The organism is Pantoea sp. Morm (genome assembly GCF_016643525.1).
Lineage (GTDB): Bacteria > Pseudomonadota > Gammaproteobacteria > Enterobacterales > Enterobacteriaceae > Pantoea > Pantoea dispersa.
In genome coordinates, this window is record NZ_VOQX01000275.1 from 1 (window position 1) to 676 (window position 676).

The following is a 676-nucleotide window of genomic DNA, read 5'->3' on the forward strand; positions in this document are numbered from 1 at the left end:
CATGTGGAATAGCTTAGCCAGGCCCCAGGCGGCAAGTGGCATCACCAGATAGTGCAAAAAGGTGCCGGCGATAACCGGTGCCGGACGTGTCAGCACACGTTTGAAATCATCAATATTCAGCGTCACACCCATGCCGAACATGATCAGCATTAGCAGGTAAGTGACCCACGGCCCAATGCCGAGGAATGTCGAGGGCGAGTAATACGCCGCGACCGAGAGCAGCACGGCCCAGAGTGGGAACAGGCGGGTTAATTTGGCGAGCATGGAGAGACTTCCTTAGATATTTTTTAATTTATTTCATATGCCACAGATGAAGTGCCGCGCGGGGAACGACCACAGCGACGGACGCGGGATCATAACATTTCATTATCGTGACGTAAGGCGGGAAGTCGCTGGCAGGATAAAATGCGGATCGTCTGCGGTCGATCCGCGCTTTGTAGAGAAATTACTCTGCTTTTTCCAGTAAAACGCGGTAGATCACACCACCGATTGCCGCACCGATGATCGGCATCAGCCAGAACATCCAGAGTTGCTGCAATGCCCAACCGCCCTGGAAAATCGCCACACCGGTGCTGCGTGCTGGATTGACGGAGGTATTGGTCACCGGAATGCTCACCAGATGGATCAGCGTTAGCGCCAGCCCCATGGCAGTCGGTGCGAAACCGGCAGGTGCGCG

Annotated in this window: 1 protein-coding gene and 1 pseudogene; both read right to left on the reverse strand. The window is 55.0% G+C overall.

Annotated features, from left to right (window positions below):
* Positions 1-264: pseudogene (locus tag FT726_RS27525) on the reverse strand (bile acid:sodium symporter); the annotation flags it as partial.
* Between the two features lie 181 nt (positions 265-445).
* The coding region (locus tag FT726_RS27530) for an aquaporin (protein ID WP_346303869.1) at positions 446-676 on the reverse strand (231 nt) is incomplete at its 5' end.